Here is a 17,733-nt window from a genome sequence, read left to right on the forward strand (position 1 = left end):
GACCGGGGAGCGGCGGACGGTCGCGGAGGCGACCCGCCGACCCGTGGGATGATCGCGGTGGGATCGTCCGTGTGTGCGGCCCGGTGCCTGCCGTTACGGCCGGCCGACCGGTCGTCGTGGTCGGCGGCCCGATCCCCGGTCGGTCCGTTCATTCAGGCACCTGGGCGGAGCGCAACGCTGTCGAGCCCTCGAAGGCGGGCACGGTCACGGTGGAGACGGTCTCGCGGTAGCCGAGCTGGTAGTGATCGACCACTTCCTTGAACAACCGGACTCCCTCGGACTCGGCGAGGGCCCGCTGGAGAGCGGCCGGATCGCCGATTGCCACGATCTTGAACGGTGGGGAGTAGACCCGACCGTGCAGCAGCAGCGTGTTGCCTACGCAGCGTACCGCGCTGGTGGTCAGGACGCGGACGTTCATGATGGACATGGCCTCGGCGCCGCCGGCCCACAGCGCGTTCACCACCGCCTGGACGTCGCCCTGGTGGACCACCAGGTCATCCGGGCTGGCGCCGTCGGGCAGGCTGCCGTCGCCACGCTGGGGAGCGTCGTCCAGCTCGACCGTCACACCGGTACCGGTGAGCGCGGTGAAGCCGGCCGCCTCCCGCAGCCTGGCGGCACGGTCACGCTGGGTGGCGATCGGCTGGTCCGAACCGGCCAACGCGGCGGTCTGCCCCTCGATCCTGGCGCGCAGCTCCGCCGCCCGCGCCTCGCTGTCCGCAACCTGCTGCCGCCGGTCGTCGATGAGCTGCGCGAGCTGTGGCCGGCGATCCTCGCGGAGGGCCGTCCCGCCGGCGGTGGTGGCGGTCGTGGTGAAGAGCAGACCGGCGGCGAGTGCGATCAGCGGTACGCCGACCGACCAGCCCGGCTGCCGCCGCTGTGGTCGTCGCAACAGGGCGGCCACCGCGCGCCGGAGCGCCTTCTGCCAGGAGGCGGCACCGGACGTGTACTCCACCGTCTGTTCCTTCCGCTCGTACCCGGCCGTCCGGTTGGCTCCGTAGCGTCACGGATGGCCGGTTGCTCGGCGTATTCTGGTCACCACGCGTATCCGCCTGACCCCATTCATGGCCTGCGAGGGCCTTCGCGACTACGCTATCTGTCGAAACATTATTGGCCATGGACCGTCGCCCCCGCGCCCGGTTGTCAGGCCGGACGAGGTCGTATCCCCTCAGGAGAGCGTCGTGCCCAAGTCTCAGGTCCGCAAGAAGAAGGTCTACACCCCGCCGTCCGACGTCCGGCCGACGGCGACGGCGGCGACCCGCAAGCCGAGCCCGGTCTGGCTGCCCATCTCCGCGGTCGCCCTGATCGTCTTCGGCATCGCGTGGCTGGTGGTGTACTACCTCTCCGAGACGGAGTACCCGGTCGCCGCCTGGGGCTACTGGAACCTCGCGGTCGGCTTCGGCGCGATGGTCGCCTCGCTGATCCTGCTGTCCCGCTGGCGCTGACCCGCTCACTGCCGGGGTGACGGGTCGCTCTCGGGCACCCCGTCCCACGGTCGGTGGCCGGGCCGCACCCACCCTGACCGGCGGATCTACGGCCGTGCGCCTAGGGTGTGCGCAGGGCAGCGCGGCCTGGTGCGAGAAGACTCACGTTACTGCTGGGTAACCTTGCGCGTAGGCTGCATGCCATGACCGCGCTGAGCGAGGTCATCGGCCGGTCCGGTCCAGCTCCGGGCGACGACGTCCCGTCGGCGCCCCGCTGACCCGTCCCGGTCGCCCAGCCGCTCGCCAGCAGCAGACCGGGAGGCCAACGCATGGGCAGCGTCCAGATCGTCACCACGGTCCTCGCGGCCGCCATCACCGCGGTAGCGGTGTGGCTGGCGGCACGCGCGGTACTGCGGATGGTGTCGGTGATCCGGCTGGGTCAACCGGACCCGTCCCGCTTCACCGACCGGGGCACCCGCACGAGGACCATGCTGACCGAGACGGTCGGCCACACCCGGATGCTCCGCTGGAGTGTCGTCGGTGCGGCCCACTGGTTCGTGATGGTCGCCTTCGTGGTGCTGTCGCTGCTCGTGCTCGAGGCGTACTTCGAGGTGGTGAGCCCGACCGGCGGGCTGCCGCTGATCGGCGGCTGGGCGGTCTACGGACTGGTCACCGAGATCATCGCGGTACTCGGCGTGGTCGGCATCCTGGTGCTGATCGCGATCCGGCTGCGCAACCGCCCGACCCGGCCCGGCGGCCGCTCCCGGTTCACCGGCTCGACCATGTGGCAGGGCTACTTCGTCGAGGCGGTCGTGCTGGCCGTACTGGTCCTCGGCTTCCTGATCCGTGGTTTCAAGGTCGCCACCGACCACTTCGAGTACCCGCTCTGGGCCACCCCGGTCAGCCACGCGGTCGGCGCCCTGCTCCCGAACTGGGACGCCGGGGTCAGCATCGCCGCACTGTTGAAGATCAGCGTCTCGATGACCTGGCTGATCGTCATCGCCCTGAACGTCACCATGGGCGTCGCCTGGCACCGCTTCGCGGCCTTCTTCAACATCTTCTTCAAGCGCAACCCCGGGGCGGCCGGCTCGGGTCTCGGCGCGCTGCGCCCCATGATGAGCGGGGGCAAGCCGCTCGACTTCGAGGAGGCCGACCCGGAGAAGGACCAGTTCGGTGTCGCCCAGGTGGAGCAGTTCACCTGGAAGGGCCTGCTCGACTTCACCACCTGCACCGAGTGCGGCCGGTGCCAGTCGCAGTGCCCGGCCTGGAACACCGGCAAGCCGTTGTCGCCGAAACTGCTCGTACTGAGCCTGCGCGACCACGCGTACGCCAAGGCGCCGTACCTGCTGGCCGGCGGCGGCAAGGACCTCACCGGCGAGGAGAAGGCCACCGCCGCCCAGCTCGCCCACGTCGACGTACTCGCCCTGGCCGAGGCGGAGAAGCCGCTGATCGGGGGCGCGGAGGACGGCGGCGTGATCGACCCGGACGTACTCTGGTCCTGCACCACCTGCGGGGCCTGCGTCGAGCAGTGCCCGGTCGACATCGAGCACGTCGACCACATCGTCGACATGCGCCGCTACCAGGTGCTCATCGAGTCGAGCTTCCCGTCCGAGGCCGGCGTCATGCTGCGCAACCTGGAGAACAAGGGCAACCCGTGGGGCGCCCCGCAGAACACCCGCGAGGACTGGACCAAGGGGCTCGACTTCGAGGTGCCCCGGGTCGGCGAGGTCGACGACTTCGAGTACCTCTTCTGGATCGGCTGTGCCGGTGCCTTCGAGGACCGGGCCAAGAAGACCACCCGGGCGGTGGCCACCCTGCTGCACGAGGCCGGTGTCAACTTCGCCATCCTCGGCGAGGGCGAGACCTGCACCGGTGACCCGGCCCGCCGGATCGGCAACGAGTTCGTCTTCCAGATGCTGGCCCAGCAGAACGTGGAGACCCTGAACGAGGCGTTCGGCGACCGCGAACCCACCAAGCGCAAGATCGTCGCCACCTGCCCGCACTGCTTCAACACCCTCGGCAACGAGTACGGCCAGCTCGGCGGCGAGTTCGAGGTGGTACACCACACCCAACTGCTGGCCCACCTGGTCGCCACCGGCAAGCTCACCCCGGTCCAGCCGGTCGACGGCGGGGTCACCTACCACGACCCCTGCTACCTGGGCCGGCACAACCGGGTGTTCACCCCGCCGCGCGAGGTGCTCGACTCCTCGATCAAGGGTGAGGTCACCGAGATGCCGCGCAACAGCGAGCGCTCCTTCTGCTGCGGCGCCGGTGGCGCCCGGATGTGGATGGAGGAGAAGATCGGCAAGCGGATCAACGTCGACCGGGTCGAGGAGGCCATCTCCACCGGGGCGAAGACCATCGCCGTGGGCTGCCCGTTCTGCAGCACCATGCTCAACGACGGGGTCAACGGCAAGGGCGCCGGCGAGCAGGTCGAGGTGATCGACGTGGCCAGCGTGCTGCTCCGCTCGGTGAAGCCGGAGCCACGCCAGGGTGAGCCGGAGCCGGCCACCGCCGGCTGACCCGAGCCCTCAGCCGGCCACCGTCGGAGCCGACCGTGCGCTGAGTCGGCCACTGTCGGCGAGTTCAGGTGTTGAGAAGGGCCCCTTCCTATACCGGAAACGATAGGAAGGGGCCCCTCCTTACCCCTCAGCCGCGGTGACGACCGCGGTGCGGGCGACCGCGCAGCCGGGTGACCAGGAAGTACGCCGCAGCGACCACCACGACCACGATCACCACCTTCTGGAACAGGCCGGCGTACTCCTCGACCCGCCACCAGTTCTCGCCGAGCAGATAGCCGGCGAGTACGAAGACGGTGTTCCAGATCAGGCTGCCGAGGGTGGTGAAGAGCACGAACGTGCCGAGCGGCATCCGCTCCACCCCGGCCGGGATGGAGATCATGGACCGGAAGATCGGGATCATCCGCCCGAAGAACACCGCCTTCTTCCCGTGCCGGGCGAACCACGCCTCGGTACGGTCCACGTCCTCCAACTTGACCAGGGGGATCCGGGCGATGAGCCGGCGGGTGCGGGACCGGCCCAGGGCCGCACCGATGTAGTAGAGCGCCAGGGCACCGACCACCGAACCGATGGTGGTCCAGACGATCGCGGCGGTGAGACTCAGATCCCCCCGGCTCGCGGCGAACCCGGCCAGCGGCAGGATCACCTCGCTCGGCAGTGGCGGGAAGAGGTTCTCCAACGCGACCGCGAGACCGGCACCCGGCGCCCCGAGGGTCTCCATCAGATCGGTCGCCCAGCCGGCGATCCCGCCGGGCGATTCAGGGGTCGACTCGGCGGCGAGGGGAATCATCCGGTCGAGGCTAGGCCGGTGATCCTGGGAGCCTGCTGTGAGGGCCGGTGACCGCACCGGGGCACGCCGCAACGGAGACTCGTGCCGGCCGTACCGCCGTGGGAGAATCTGCGGCGAGGTGAACCGACCATTGACGGCATACTCCTGACCACGCTGTTGCCCCTGGTCGGCTTCGTCCTGCTGACCGCAGGCAACGCGTTCTTCGTCGCGGCCGAGTTCGCGCTGGTCACCGTGGACCGGGCGGACATCGACCGGCGGGTGGCCAACGGCGACCGGCGGGCCCGGACGGTCCGCCGCGCCCTGCGGGAACTCTCCTTCCAGCTCTCCGGCGCACAGCTGGGCATCACCATCACCGCCCTGCTCACCGGGTACCTGGCCGAACCCGCCCTGGCCAAGATCTTCAGCCCGCTGCTGCGCCCGGTGGCCGGTACGCTCACCGACCGGCTCACCCCGCTGCTGGCGCTCGCCCTGGCCACCCTGCTCTCCATGCTCTTCGGTGAACTCGTCCCGAAGAACGCCGCGCTGGCCCGGCCGCTGCCGGCCGCGCTGGCCACCGCCGGGCCGATGCGCGGCTTCTCCCGGACCTTCGGCTGGCTGATCCGGACCCTCAACAACTCGGCCAACTGGCTGGTCCGCCGGCTCGGCGTCGAGCCGCAGGAGGAACTGGCCAGCGCCAGGTCCCCGGAGGAGCTCGGTCTGCTCGCTGCGATCTCCGCCCGGGCCGGCGCGCTGCCGTCCGACACCGCCATGCTGCTGCAACGGACCATCCGGTTCGGCGACAAGCGGGCCGCCGAGGCGATGACCCCCCGGGTGGACGTGGTCGCGCTGCGGTCCACCGCCACCGTCGCCGAACTGCTCGCCCTGTCCCAGGAGACCGGCCGGACCCGGTTCCCGGTCTACGAGGAGACCCTCGACCTGGTCACCGGCGTGGCGGGGGTACCCGACGCGCTCGGCGTACCACTGGCGCGGCGGGCCGGCACGACCGTCGCCTCGGTCGCCCGGGAACCGGTCTACGTGCCGGAGAGCCTGGATCTCGACGGGGTGCTCGCCGCCCTCACCGCCGCCGGCGCCGACCTGGCCATCGTGGTCGACGAGTACGGCGGTACCGACGGGGTGGTCACCGTCGAGGACCTGGTGGAGGAACTGGTCGGGGAGATCGCCGACGAGTTCGACCCGGACGCGGTGGACGACGCCGGCCGCTTGGAGTTGACCGTGCCCGGCGGGGAGCGGACCGTCCTGGTCGACGGGGTGCTCCGCGAGGACGAGTTGGCCGAGCAGACCGGTTTCCGGCTGCCCGAGGGCCCGTACGAGACCCTCGCCGGGTTCCTGCTCGCCCGACTCGGTCACATCCCGGTGCCCGGGGAGACCGTGGAGGAGGCCGGTTACGAGTTCACCGTGGTCGAGGTGGAGCGGCACCGGATCGAGCAGGTCCGGGTGGTCCGGCCGGAGGAGCCGGGTGACCGTGCTTAACCTCGCGATCACCGCCGCCCTGCTGCTCGGCAACGCCTTCTTCGTGGGCAGCGAGTTCGCGTTGATCGCCTCCCGGCGTACCGTCATCGAACCGCTCGCCGCGACGGACCGCCGGGCCCGGTGGGCGCTGTCCGCGATGAACCAGATCCCGCTGATGATCGCCGGTGCGCAGCTCGGCATCACGATCTGCTCGCTGGGTCTGGGCGCGATCGCCGAACCGGCGCTGGCGCACCTGCTGGAGACCCCCTTCCACGCGCTGGGCCTGCCGGCGAAGGCGATCCACCCGGTGGCGTTCGTGATCGCCCTCGGCGTGGTGGTCTTCCTGCACACCGTGGTCGGCGAGATGGTGCCGAAGAACATCACCCTCGCCGGCCCGGAACCCGCCGCGCTCTGGCTCGGGCCGGCCATGCTCGCCTTCTGCCTGGCCACCAAGCCGCTGCTGCTGGCCATGAAGTGGGCGTCCCGACGGGTACTGCGGCTGTGGCGGATCGAGGCGGCGGACGCGGTGAAGACCGTGTTCACCGCCGAGGAACTCGCCGGCCTCGTGTCCCAGGCCCGCACCGAGGGCCTGCTCGGCTCGGAGGAGCACGCCCGGATCACCGGTGCGCTCGCCCTGCACCAGCGGACCGCCACCGACGCGATGCGCCCCTGGACGGTGGTGACCACGGTCGCCGAGGACGTCTCACCGGCCTCCCTGGAGGTGCTCTCCACCCGTACCGGCCGGTCCCGGTTCCCGGTGGTGCAGCGGTCGACCCGCCGGGTGCTGGGCTTCGTGCACGTCAAGGACGTCCTCGGGTACGCCGGCGCGAGCCGCCGGGCCCCCGTACCGACCGAGGTGTTCCGGCCGTTGGCCGTGGTCCCGCCGGACCGGACGCTGGCCGACCTGCTGCTGGCCATGCGGCGTGAGCGACGGCACATGGTGCTGGTCTCCGACGGCCGTCGGCCGCTCGGTGTGGTGACCCTCGACGACGTCCTCACGGCGGTGGTGGGACGCCCGTCCGACACGGTTGGTACCCGGCCGAACACCCAGAAGTGATGGTGTTTCATGCGCTTTCCGGGCCGCCTTGATTCGTTCCCGAACCTTCCCTAATGTGATGCACCGACCGCTGTGGTCGTCGGCCTCCCTTCCCCCTCGCGAGGCGCCCGGCGGTCGGGTCACAAAGGAGTCGGTGCCGGTGGCACTCCTGCCCCCATATCGCCCTTCGCCAGACCAGCAGTCCACCCGTCGGGGTGGCCTGCGTCGGCTCGCGCGCCAGTTGACCACCGTCGTCGCCGCCGTGGTCGTCGGTACCGGTCTGCTCACTGCGGCTCCCGTCCACGCCGAGCCGTCGGTGGACGAGATCGAGGCGCAGATCGACAAGCAGTGGGAGCAGCTCGAACCCACCATCGAGCAGTACAACAAGGTACGCAGCCAGCTGAAGGTCAACCGGCAGAAGTCGGATGACCTGCAGAAGAAGATCGAACCGTTGGCGTTGCAGAGCCAGCTCGCGCTGAACCGGGTCGGTGTCATCGCAGCGCGCTACTACATGACCGGCCGGTCCGGCGAGCTGAACGCCCTGCTGGCCACCGGCAAGCCGGACAACCTGGCCGAGCAGCTCGCCATGCTGGACCGGCTGGCCGCTCACGAGCGCGCGCAGATCGCCGGGGTCATCGCCATCCGTGACAAGTACGACGCGGAGAAGCAGAAGCTGGACACCCTGATCGCCACCCAGGTCAAGCAGGAGCGGGACCTGGCGACCAAGAAGAAGCAGATCGACACCGAGATCAAGCGGCTCCAAGCCTCGCTGCCGAAGACCGTGGTCATGACCACCAAGTGCCCGACCGTGACCGGGGTGGTCAGCGCGAAGGCGGCCATCGCGATCAAGACCGCCTGCGCGCAGGTCGGCGACCCGTACGTCTGGGGCGCCACCGGCCCGAACGCCTTCGACTGCTCCGGCCTGACCCAGTACGCCTACAAGGCGGCCGGGATCTACCTCACCCACTTCACCGGGGCCCAGTGGCGCGAGGGCAAGGCGATCAGCAGCTCCGAGGCCCGCCCGGGTGACCTGGTCTTCTTCTTCAGCGACCTGCACCACGTCGGCCTCTACCTCGGCAACGGGCTGATGGTGCACGCACCGCGCGCCGGCAAGCCGGTGAACGTGTCACCGATCAAGTACATGCCGGTCGCCGGTTTCCGCCGGGTCACCTGATTTCGTTCCTGCCAACGTGAAGGACCCCCGGCCTCGGCCGGGGGTCCTTGCTTCGTACCGGGTGGACCTCGTACCGGGTGGCTGCGACGCTGTCGAGCTGCTGGCGTAGCCGGAGCGCTCCATCCGTGCCAGCAGCTCGACAGCGTCAGCTTCCCGGTGTGCCAACTGCCCGGTGTGCCGGTCGCCCACCGTCGTGACGGCCGGGCCGGACCACACCGCCCCCGGTCAGGCCGGGGCGCCCACCGCCGACGGCAGCAGCTGTACGTCGTCCAGGTTGACGAACATCACCCGGTGACCGAACTGGATCTGCACGTACCGGTTCTCGCCCCGGATCACCGTCCAGTCGCCCGGCGAGGAACCGTCGAACGTGGTGGCCCGGTAGTACTCGCCGGGCAGAATGTTCCCGACGGCGTACCGCTGGCCGGCGGAGAGCGTGTACTGCAACGGCGAGATCGGCTGGTACGGCACGCCGGGCGGGTAGGCCGCGGCCTCCGGGTACGCCCGGCCGTACACCGGGATGGTCGCCCTGCCCGGCTTCGGGGTGGCCACCATGCCCACCGTCCACTGCGCGGTCGGCGCTTCCGCCGGGTTGTGGAACCAGGCATTCTGTCCGAGGTACCAGATCGCCGTCCAGTCACCCTGCCGGTCCGCGATGGCGTACGTCTGACCGGTCGACGCGCGGGCCCCGTGGTCGGAGATGTGCATCGTGTTCGGGGTACCGTCCGGACGCAGCGCGATGTCGTTGACCAGGGGCGCGTTGTGGTCCGGTGCGCTGCGCAGGATCACCGACGACGAGCCGCGCGGCGTGCACGGCACACCGGCCCGGACGCAGCCGGTGAAGGCCGGCCGGTTGGTGGCGAAGTCCGGCGCGATCCGCACCAGCCCCGTCGCCGGGGTGCCGGTGTCGACCTCCGGGGCCTTCATCAGGTCGAAGTAGTGGTCCCAGTCCCAGTACGGTCCCGGGTCCCAGTGCATGCCGCGCACAGTGGACGCGACGGTACCCGGCACGTTGTCGTGCCCGATGATGTGCTGCCGGTCCAGTGGGATGCCGAGCCGAAGCGCCAGATGCCGGACCAGCTTCGCCGAGGTCCGGTACATCGCCTCGGTGTACCAGGTGCCCTGGGCGGCGAAACCCTCGTGTTCCAGGCCGATCGCCTTGGCGTTGACGTACCAGTTGCCGGCGTGCCAGCCGACGTCCTTGGCCTTCACGTGCTGGGCGATGTGGCCGTCCACGGAACGCAACGAGTAGTGCCAGCTCACGTAGGTCGGGTCCTGGACCAGCTTCAGCGTGGTCGCCCAGGTCGCCTCGGTGTCGTGGATGACGATGTACTCGATCTTCTGCCGGGCGGGCCGTTCGGACAGGTCGTGGTTGCCGTAGTCGCCGCCACCGAGTTCCTGGTAGGGGGCGGGGATCCACTCGCAGGAGATGTCGAGCGGGCACTCCAGCCCGTCCGGACGCTCCAGTCTGCGCAACCCGAGCCGGTCCAGCCAGGACCGCTCCGGCGAGATGTCGACCCGGGCGGCGAGCGTCACCTGCTGGCCGTCGTCGGTGCGCCGACTGACCCCGGTGCGGATGGTGTCGTACACCTGGTCGGCGAAGGCCGCCGCCGCATCGGCGCTGTCCGCGCCCGCGTACCGGGCCACCGCGCCGTACCAGGCGGCCGGGTCGCTGTCACTGCCCGTCGGCCCGGCCAGGTGCCGCTGGTACGACGCCAGCAGCGCCGCGCCACCCCGGATGTTGACGGCCGGCTCGACGCGCAGCGACTCCTCGGCGGCGCCGGTGAGCCCGGCGGCGGCGTCCAGCGTCTGCAACGACCCGGCCGGCGGCGTCGGGCTGTCCGTCCCGGTACCGGGCTCCGGGCTGTCCGTCCCGGTACCGGCACGGCTCGGCCGGGAGTCGTCACCGCGCGGGTCCTCGTCACCGGAGTCGTGGTGCTGACCGGGGAGGGAGAGTACGTACTCGGCGTCGGTGAGGTGCATCGGCCCGAAACCACCGCTGGTGCTCGGGGTACCCGCGTTGGTGTCCCACCGGGACTGGAGGTAGGAGACGCCGAGCAGCACGCTCTCCGGTACGCCGTACTCGGCGGCTGCGGCGGCGTACTCCTGCTGGCGGGTCGGGGTGGTCGAACCGGCAGCCGGGGCGGTCGCGGTGAGCGGGACGAGCGTCGCGGCGCCGGCCACGACGGCACTGAGCAGGATCCGTCTGCTCGTCGGCACGTTCGGACGGAGCATCGAACCTCCATTCGGGGGGATGGGTGAGTCCGTCGTCACCCTCGCGCGTGCCGGAGCGTTCGTCAACAGATTCCGATGCGATGGGTATCGGTGAAATTTACTTTCGTCGTCCGCAATCGAGGAGTGTCGCAGCTTGCGACCATCCTGTGACCTTCTCTAGTGTGGTCATCTGTCGAGACGGCAGCAGGTCACCCAGCCCGGGTGGCATCGGCTCGACACCGCCGAGTCGCTCGCCTGGCGAGCCGGGGACCCAGTGCACCACCGGGGTGAATCCGCAGTCCTGCGGTAGGGCGCCTCCCTTCCCGCCCGAACCCGTCAGCTAACCCGGTAGGCGGTAGGGGAAGAAGGAGTAGAGACCTCGGTGGCACACCATGCCCCGCGGTCGATGTCCACACGACCGGCCCACGCCGGCCGGCGGACGATCGTGCCGCGCCCACGCTGGTTTCACTTATCCACCGCACTCGCCGCATTCCTCGGCTTCGCCGTCGCCCTGACCGGCGGAGCCACCGCGGTACACGCCGAACCCTCGATCGCGGAGATCGAGAAGCAGATCGACGAGGACTGGAACAAACTCGAACCGATCATCGAAAAGCACAACGCCACCCGTCAGGACCTCGCTGTCCGCCGCAGGCAGGCCGCCGCGCTCGCCCAGCAGATCGAACCCCTGCAACTCCAGGTCGACCTGGCGATGAACAAGGTCAGCGCACTCGCCGTCCGGGCCTACAAGGGTGAGAACACCTCGGCCCTGAACGCGATGCTCGCCGGTGGTTCACCCACCGTCCTCGTCAACCAACTGGAGATCCTCGACCAGTTCGCCAAGCGCCAGCAGGCGGACATCCAGGCGGTCGTCGACCTCAAGCGGAAGCTCAGCGCCAAGAAGGAGCCCCTGGACGCGCTGGTCGTCCAGCTCACCCGCACCGAAGCCGAACTGGCCGCGAAGAAGAAGCAGATCAACGCCGAGATCGACCGGTTGCAGAAGCTCCGGATCCAGGTGTACGGCAACGGCGGCGGCGGTCCGCTCCGGCCCGCCCCCTGCCCGGCCACCTACCCCGGTGGCAGGGCCGGCATCGCGGTCAAGTTCGCCTGCGCCCAGATCGGCAAGCCGTACGTCTGGGGTGCCGAGGGACCCAACTCGTACGACTGCTCCGGGCTCATGCTCGCCGCCTGGGCCAAGGCAGGTGTCTCCCTGCCGCACAACGCCGCCGCCCAGCGGCGCTCGGTACCCAGTGTCAGCCGCGCCGAGCTACGCCCCGGTGACCTGGTCTTCTACTACAGCGACCTGCACCACGTCGGGATGTACGTCGGCGACGGTTGGCTGGTACACGCCTCACAGGCCGGCGAGCCGGTCAAGATGAAGCGGGTCGACAACGGTCCGATCCACAGCTACGGCCGCCCCGGCTGAAATGTAAGGACTTGATGTAAGGAAGGGCCCCTTCTTAACGTTTTCGGTATAGGAAGGGGCCCTTGTTAACGCTCGGACGCGGGCGCGCGGCAGCATCAGTGGATGCCGGTGACGGTACGCAGGGTCAGCGGGTCGGCCAGGTCCGCCAGTGCTGCCAGGCCCGGCTCGGCGTCGGGCCGCGCTGCCCCTGGTAACGCGACCCGTAGACGGCAGACCCGTACGGATGCTCAGCCGGTGACGAGAGCCGGAAGATGCAGAGCTGCCCGATCTTCATGCCCGGCCAGAGCGTGATCGGCAGGTTCGCCACATTGGAGAGTTCCAGGGTGACGTGACCCGAGAAGCCGGGGTCGATGAACCCGGCCGTGGAGTGGGTCAGCAACCCCAACCGGCCCAGTGAGCTCTTGCCCTCCAGCCGACCGGCGAGCTGGTCGCCGAGCGAGATCACCTCAAGGGTCGAGGCGAGCACGAACTCCCCCGGGTGCAGCACGAACGGTTCCCCGTCGGGTACGTCCACCAACGAGGTCAGATCGTCCTGCTGCATTGCCGGATCGATGTGCGTGTAGAGGTGGTTGTTGAAGACGCGGAACAGCCGGTCCAGGCGTACGTCGATGCTCGACGGTTGCACCAGCGCGGCCTCGAACGGCTCCAGCGCGAGATTGCCCGCCTCGATCTCCAGCACGAGGTCGCGGTCGGAGAGCAGCACGGACACACCTTAGCGACCCGGCTGGTGGCGGGCTGCGTCGGCGTCGGGTCAAATGCCTGGTCGAGTGGGCGTTCGAACGTGTGTTCGATAAGATGGTGGCATGGCAACCTGGTCTGAATTCGCCGCTGACGAGCCCCGACTCGCCGACGGGATCCGCCACCTCATGCAGCAGTACGGGCCAGGTCTCGGCTATCTGGCGACGGTCCGCGCAGACGGTGGTCCACGGGTGCACCCGGTGTCACCGGTGATCACCGAGGAGGGGCTGTTCTGCTTCGTCATCGACTCACCGAAGCGCCGCGACCTGGAGCGCGACGGGCGGTACGCACTGCACTCGTTCCCGCCCGAGGAGAGTGACGACGAGGCGTACGTGGCCGGTCGGGCCCGCCCGGTCACCGACCCGGCCCGGGTCGCCCGCGTCGCCGACCGGGCGCACGCCGCGCGTCAGGTCGATTGGCGGCTCTTCGAGTTCACCATCGACGTGGCGATGCTCGCCCGACGCGGTGGTGGCGGTGGCCCGGCGTCACAATCCCGTCCCGACGTGCAGGTGTGGCTGGATCCGACCGGCGCCGGAGGGGCGTGCAACGGTTCCACCGCTCCGCCATCGGTGCGGCCGGGCCGACGGGGACGGCACGCCCGCCGCACACCCGTAGAAACGCCGGTGCCCGTCGCGGTTCCGGAAACGCCGGTGCCGGCCCCGTGAGACGGAGCCGGCACCGGACAGTGGTTGCGGTCAGGCCGCGCGGTACGCGTTCCACGCGGTGATCATGCGAGCCGCCTGGCCGGCGGTGAACTCGTACATGCAGGAGTCGTACGTGTAGTCCATGAAGTTGTGGATCGGGTCGACACCCGCGGTGGAGCAGGTGTCCCGACCGGTCGGGCACTGGTAGGCCGGCGACGACTCGGCCGGGGTGTCCGAGACGCTGTCGCCCGAGCCGGAGCAGCCACCCTGGAAGGTGTGGTAGAGGTTCAGCCAGTGGCCGACCTCGTGGGTACCGGTGTCACCCTGGTTGTAGTTCGTGGCAGTGCCACCCGGCAGCGACTCACCCAGCACGACCACACCGTCCATGCTGTCGAGCTTGCGCTTGGGGAAGGTCGCCCAGCCGAGCAGGTCGTCGCTCAGCTCGCCGAGGTACATGTTCAGGACGTTCTTGCCACCCTGCCGCAGCGAGGTCTTCATCGACCGCTCAGCGGTGGAGCCGTAGACGATCGGGTACCACGCGGGGTTGGTGACCCGGTTGATGCTCTGCAACTGGAAGGCGAAGGCGGTGGGGGCGCCACCGGTCGCGCCGCTGTATGCCTGGTTCAGGACGTTGATCTGCGAAGTGATCATCGAGTCCGGGATGTTGCCACCGGCGCGGGTGCTGTCCCGCTGGATCACGTGCACGATGACCGGGATGGTCACGGTGGCCATGGTGGCCGGACCGGCAGCCTCCGGACCGTTGCGGAGCGCGCGCTCGCGCAGCGCGGCGACCAGGTCTGCGTCACGCTCACGCACCTGGGCTGCGGTCAGCTCGTTCGGGTCGTGCTTTGCGGTACCGCCGGCCTTGACCTTGGCGTCCGTATGGGTGTCAGCCGGAGTGGCACACTCCTCGGCGTGGCCGGCGAGTGCTGCGGCGGCGGGCGTGACGCCCACCGCTGCGGTGCTGAGCAGCAGTGCGAGAGTCGTGGAGGCGACACCAGCGGCACGCCGGGTCAGCAGGTTGGGACGAAGTCCCATGGGGCCCACCTCTTTCTCCGCAGTGCGACCGGGGGTTGTGTCGCACCGTGTCCGGGAACGTGGGGGGAACGTTACAACTGATTGATTCATTTGAGAATGGCCATGTGTTGCACCAGTGGAAATTTTTGGGAGTTGACCATGGCATGGTGCCGAGCTGCACCGGGAGCCTTCCGAAGATCAACTCTCCTGGATGGGGCCCGGTGGGGGTGGTCGCACGCCTGCCGTCGACGACCGTTGACGGTGGTGGGCGCGGAGCCGGCGGTTGGCGTGGTGAGGGCGCCGGGTGAGGGCGTCGACGGCGTACCGGGGGTGGGTGAGTGCATGATCGGAGGCGACCAGGTACAGTGGGTTCCGCTTGCGGGTGTAGTTCAATGGCAGAACATCAGCTTCCCAAGCTGACAGTGCGGGTTCGATTCCCGTCACCCGCTCCACTACGAAGGCCCTGGTCAGGACGTCAGTCCCCACCAGGGCTTCCGTGGTTCTAGGGCATGCTGAAACAGCGGTGGGCCATTAGCGGGCCATTACCTCGCCTCGGCGGCCGGTCCGTCGCCCTCGGCAACCCGCTTGACCTTGCGCTTGCTCGGCTTGCGCCGGGCCGCCTTGACCGCCTTATCGATCGCGTCCGCGATGCCCTGGTCAGCCTCCCGGTTGGCGTGCTGGTAGATCAGCGCGGCACGCGGGCTGTCGTGCCCCATCCGCGCCATGATGTCGCGCAGGCTCGCCCCTGGTGCCCGCGAGGCGAGCGTGTTGCCGGTGTGCCGCAGGTCGTGGAAGTGCAGACCGGGAACGCCGACGGCGGCGACCGCATCGGGCCACTTGACCAGCTTGTTGAAGTTGCCGCGCCAGAGGTTCCGGCCGCTCTCCCCGGTGAACACGAACGCCTCGGGTGCCTCACCGACGTGGTCGCCCATGTGCTGTTTCAGCACGGGTAGTGCCGCCTTGGGCAGGGCTACGGTTCGCGCACCCGCACGAGACTTTGGCGGGCCGAGGATCAGGCCGGTTCCCCGGTGCTCGACGAACGCCTGTCGCACCCGCACCGTGCCGGCCGACAGGTCGACGTCGCACCGTTGCAGGGCGATCGCCTCACCCCACCGCAGGCATCCGAACGTCGTGACCAGGATCAGCGCCCGGAAACGCTCCGGCATCCGCTCGGCCAGCTCGAAGATCTGCGGGACGGTGAGAACCGGCCGCTCTGCGGGCTTCTCCTGGTCGGCACCGACGACGCGGCGCGAACCGCCGCAAGGAACTCGCCGCCGTCGCCAAGATTGATGTGGACTTCCGTCCCGAGGTGCCCCATTCCTTAGTGAACAACTGCACATCCGGTGCCCCGTTGCAGACGCAGGCGCGAGAGCTGCTGAACCGCGTTCTAGGTCTGGAGGCTGTCCGGTCATGAGAGCCGGCGTCATCCTGTACGGTCCGCCTGTCGAGGACACGATCACCGCCGCATTGAGGGAGCTTGACCACCGTTTCGCTCTCTTCCCGCGAGTGAAGGCCGGGGCTGGGCGGACGGACGGCTATCGCATGGTTTCGCATGAGCATTTCGATGAGCTGCGCGAACAAGGCGAAATCATTTGGGAGAACCGACGATACGGCTCGGTGTATGGCGTAGAAAAAAGCTTGTTGCTTAGTCTCGCTGATCGTTCAGTGCCGGTGCTGCACCTTGGGCAGCCTGCGGCGATTGGTGCTGTAAGAGAGGCGACCCCATCTATTCGGTGGGTGGTGGTTTCCCTCTGGTGCCCGAGGCGGATTGCGGCAGCGCGAATCGTGGCGCGCAAGACGGGTGATGCTGGAGATCGTCTAACGGCATGGGACGAGACGGAACCGCTTCCTTCCGCTGACATGGAATTCGATACTGCGGCGGCTGAGCCGGCCGCGATTGCCCGAACCATCCGCGCTTGGCTTCAGGAAGGTGGAGCGGACAGTCAACAGCGGATATGAGTACCGCACAATGGTGGGGCGTCGATCCGGCATACCTTCCAGCCGCCGCTAATGCCCTGCTCCTGCCTTGTGTGGAATTGCCACTCATGCTTGGTTCCGCTAATGAAGGTGATGCTTCCCGTTTCTGGATCGACCTTCGTGAACCGAAAAGCCGCCATCGCTACAACCAAGCCGCCTTTATTCGACTCTCGCCAGTCGGATGACTCAACCTTGACCCCGTCCCCGGCATGAGCCTCGAATTCGCGCCGCAGCTTCTGCGCTTGCCCTAGCGCGCTGCGCGGTTCGCCGCTGCACACAGCGATCGATTCCGAGTCCATCGCCTGTCGCGAACGTTGCCAACAAGTAGGCGTTGGCCGCCGCGATTGGCGTCGGTTCGCCCTGTCCCGCCTTGACCGTCTCCACTACGGCCCATCCGGCCGGCACGGCGATGCAGCCTGTGAGGGCGGTGGCAGCGGCGATGGATGCCCGGACGCGCCAGGATCGCAAGAAGGGGGCGAGCGCGATCATGGGCCGAGGCTAACCGGCGGATCAGTGTTGCGCTGCCCCGGGAGCCTTAGCACACCTGTACGATCCGGCTGTGCGGGAACAGGTGGCTCGGTGGTGGAACGGCTCATGGGGACGGCTGACGCGCCGCGATGTTTGGCTGTCGCGTGAGGTGCGGTGGCATGTAGTCGCGCGGACGGGAGACATCGAGACGGGCAGGGTTCTCCGGTGGGAGTTCGCCACCGAGGCCGAGGCGCGGGCGATGGTTCCGGCCCACGGGCCATTAACGGCCGTTACCTCCCCTCAGGCGGCCGGTTCGCCACCCTCCGCGACCCTCGGCCTGCGCCTGCTCGGCTTGCGCCGGAGTGCCTTGACGGCCTTGTCAATCTCGGCGGCGATATCTTGATCGGCCTCGCTGGTGGTGTGCTGGTAGATCAGGGCAGCGCGCGGGCTGTCGTGCCCCATCCGGGCCATGATGTCCCGCAGGTTCGTCCCGGGCGCCCGGGACGCGAGGGTGTTCCCGGAATCCATACGGACGTAGCCGCCGCACCGGGTCGGCTCCTCCACGGGAATCACGTGCCACCCGTTGTCTTCGCGCCTCTCGAAGCGCCAGGTGCACTCGTCGCTGCTGTACCTGGCATGGCCGCCAGCACCCCACCAGGTCGCAGCGACCTCCATTGTTACCTGCGCCTTGCCGCCGGCGATTTGCCAACCGTCAGGCCCGCGGGTGGCGGTGGCGGGGTGCGTCCAGGGAAGTGGTGTACGACTTGCCCGTGATGGGCGTGTTGCGTAGATGAGAGACGGCCACCGCGCGATCCTTCGAGACGGCTAAGTCCGAGTGAAGGAGAGTGATGCGCGATGGCCGTATC

Annotated in this window: 14 protein-coding genes, 1 tRNA gene, 1 pseudogene and 1 riboswitch; of the genes and pseudogenes, 9 read left to right on the forward strand and 7 right to left on the reverse strand. The window is 69.1% G+C overall.

Translation table 11 applies throughout. The features are described from left to right. Positions 1–148: 148 nt before the first annotated feature. Positions 149–952, reverse strand: a complete 804-nt coding sequence (locus GSF22_RS16720; protein WP_208814513.1) for a DUF881 domain-containing protein — start codon at positions 950–952, stop codon at positions 149–151. Positions 953–1,178: 226 nt separating this feature from the next. Between GSF22_RS16720 and GSF22_RS16725 the strand changes: the two genes are divergently transcribed. Both GSF22_RS16725 and GSF22_RS16730 read left to right on the forward strand, forming a co-directional pair. After that, positions 1,179–1,442 (forward strand): cell division protein CrgA, encoded by a 264-nt coding sequence (locus tag GSF22_RS16725; RefSeq protein ID WP_208814514.1) that lies wholly within the window; start codon positions 1,179–1,181, stop codon positions 1,440–1,442. 308 nt (positions 1,443–1,750) lie between these two features. Further along, a complete protein-coding gene (locus GSF22_RS16730) occupies positions 1,751–3,943 on the forward strand; it encodes a (Fe-S)-binding protein (protein WP_208814515.1) in 2,193 nt (730 codons plus the stop codon). A 127-nt stretch (positions 3,944–4,070) separates the two neighbouring features. Here the strand turns inward: GSF22_RS16730 and GSF22_RS16735 are convergent, their stop codons facing one another. Then, the gene (locus GSF22_RS16735) at positions 4,071–4,730 is read right to left on the reverse strand and encodes a DedA family protein (protein ID WP_208814516.1); all 660 of its coding nucleotides are present in this window, start codon (positions 4,728–4,730) and stop codon (positions 4,071–4,073) included. 156 nt (positions 4,731–4,886) lie between these two features. Here GSF22_RS16735 and GSF22_RS16740 point away from each other — a divergent pair, with 156 nt between their 5' ends. The 3 genes from GSF22_RS16740 (at position 4,887) to GSF22_RS16750 (ending at position 8,389) form a co-directional block, all read left to right on the forward strand. Next, positions 4,887–6,200 (forward strand): hemolysin family protein, encoded by a 1,314-nt coding sequence (locus GSF22_RS16740; protein ID WP_208814517.1) that lies wholly within the window; start codon positions 4,887–4,889, stop codon positions 6,198–6,200. Next, the gene (locus GSF22_RS16745) at positions 6,193–7,236 is read left to right on the forward strand and encodes a hemolysin family protein (RefSeq protein ID WP_208814525.1); all 1,044 of its coding nucleotides are present in this window, start codon (positions 6,193–6,195) and stop codon (positions 7,234–7,236) included. Before GSF22_RS16740 ends, GSF22_RS16745 begins: the two co-directional genes overlap by 8 nt. A 133-nt stretch (positions 7,237–7,369) precedes the next feature. After that, entirely contained in the window at positions 7,370–8,389 is a 1,020-nt protein-coding gene (locus GSF22_RS16750; RefSeq protein ID WP_307804055.1) for a C40 family peptidase, read from the forward strand. Positions 8,390–8,614: 225 nt separating this feature from the next. On the opposite strand, the gene GSF22_RS16755 is transcribed toward GSF22_RS16750, so the two are convergent. Further along, positions 8,615–10,621, reverse strand: a complete 2,007-nt coding sequence (locus GSF22_RS16755) for an N-acetylmuramoyl-L-alanine amidase (protein ID WP_208814519.1) — start codon at positions 10,619–10,621, stop codon at positions 8,615–8,617. A 209-nt stretch (positions 10,622–10,830) separates the two neighbouring features. Then, a riboswitch (cyclic di-AMP (ydaO/yuaA leader) is annotated at positions 10,831–10,970 on the forward strand. A gap of 36 nt (positions 10,971–11,006) precedes the next feature. Between GSF22_RS16755 and GSF22_RS16760 the strand changes: the two genes are divergently transcribed. Further along, the gene (locus GSF22_RS16760) at positions 11,007–12,023 is read left to right on the forward strand and encodes a C40 family peptidase (RefSeq protein WP_244367547.1); all 1,017 of its coding nucleotides are present in this window, start codon (positions 11,007–11,009) and stop codon (positions 12,021–12,023) included. Positions 12,024–12,147: 124 nt separating this feature from the next. Here GSF22_RS16760 and dcd read toward each other — a convergent pair whose 3' ends face one another. Further along, positions 12,148–12,726: a dCTP deaminase gene (gene dcd / locus GSF22_RS16765; protein WP_208814521.1), complete on the reverse strand. Its 579-nt coding sequence runs from the start codon at positions 12,724–12,726 to the stop codon at positions 12,148–12,150. A gap of 100 nt (positions 12,727–12,826) precedes the next feature. On the opposite strand from dcd, the gene GSF22_RS16770 reads away from it, so the two are divergent. Then, positions 12,827–13,426: a pyridoxamine 5'-phosphate oxidase family protein gene (locus tag GSF22_RS16770; protein WP_208814522.1), complete on the forward strand. Its 600-nt coding sequence runs from the start codon at positions 12,827–12,829 to the stop codon at positions 13,424–13,426. A gap of 30 nt (positions 13,427–13,456) precedes the next feature. On the opposite strand, the gene GSF22_RS16775 is transcribed toward GSF22_RS16770, so the two are convergent. Beyond that, entirely contained in the window at positions 13,457–14,443 is a 987-nt protein-coding gene (locus tag GSF22_RS16775) for a zinc metalloprotease (protein WP_208814523.1), read from the reverse strand. Between the two features lie 357 nt (positions 14,444–14,800). On the opposite strand from GSF22_RS16775, the gene GSF22_RS16780 reads away from it, so the two are divergent. Further along, positions 14,801–14,874: transfer RNA gene (locus GSF22_RS16780), tRNA-Gly, on the forward strand. Between the two features lie 90 nt (positions 14,875–14,964). Here the strand turns inward: GSF22_RS16780 and GSF22_RS16785 are convergent. Continuing rightward, positions 14,965–15,588 (reverse strand): site-specific integrase, encoded by a 624-nt coding sequence (locus tag GSF22_RS16785; RefSeq protein ID WP_244367548.1) that lies wholly within the window; start codon positions 15,586–15,588, stop codon positions 14,965–14,967. Between the two features lie 244 nt (positions 15,589–15,832). On the opposite strand from GSF22_RS16785, the gene GSF22_RS16790 reads away from it, so the two are divergent. Then, positions 15,833–16,381: a kinase gene (locus tag GSF22_RS16790; RefSeq protein WP_208814524.1), complete on the forward strand. Its 549-nt coding sequence runs from the start codon at positions 15,833–15,835 to the stop codon at positions 16,379–16,381. A gap of 786 nt (positions 16,382–17,167) precedes the next feature. Here GSF22_RS16790 and GSF22_RS16795 read toward each other — a convergent pair. Further along, positions 17,168–17,389, reverse strand: a pseudogene (locus GSF22_RS16795) (site-specific integrase); the annotation flags it as partial. Positions 17,390–17,733: the final 344 nt, after the last annotated feature.

The sequence above is a fragment of the Micromonospora echinofusca genome (assembly GCF_017614955.1).
GTDB classification, from domain to species: Bacteria; Actinomycetota; Actinomycetes; order Mycobacteriales; family Micromonosporaceae; genus Micromonospora; species Micromonospora echinofusca_A.